At 67.6% G+C, this 488-nt stretch carries 1 protein-coding gene; it reads left to right on the forward strand.

Features of this window, described 5'->3' with window-relative positions; all coding sequences use genetic code 11:
* A partial coding sequence (locus tag HA630_RS01130) for an NAD(P)/FAD-dependent oxidoreductase (protein WP_208299902.1) occupies positions 1–488 on the forward strand: 488 nt, incomplete at both ends.

Here is a 488-nt window from a genome sequence, read left to right on the forward strand (position 1 = left end):
GTGGTCGTCGTCGGCGGCGGCCCGGGCGGGCTGGCCACCGCCATCCGCTTGAAGCAACTGGCCGCCGAGCGCGGGACCGAGATCGGCGTGTGCGTGCTGGAGAAAGGCTCCGAGCCCGGCGCGCACATTTTGTCCGGCGCCGTGATGGACCCCATCGCCTTGAACGAGCTGCTGCCCAACTGGAAAGAACTGGGCGCCCCGCTGAACCAGCCCGTCACCGGCGACGAAGTGCTGTTCTTGAAAGAGGGCGGCGCCACCAAGACCCCCGATGCCCTGGTGCCCGACTGCTTCCACAACCACGGCAACTACGTCATCAGCCTGGGCGCCTTGACCAAATGGCTGGGTGAGCAGGCGGAAAGCCTGGGCGTGGAGATCTTCCCCGGCTTTGCCGCGTCCGAAGTCATCTACAACGCCGACGGTTCCGTCCAAGGCGTGGCCACCGGCCACCAGGGCCTGGGCAAAGACGGCGAGCCCACCGGCGACTTCCA

The organism is Aquabacterium sp. A08 (genome assembly GCF_011742065.1).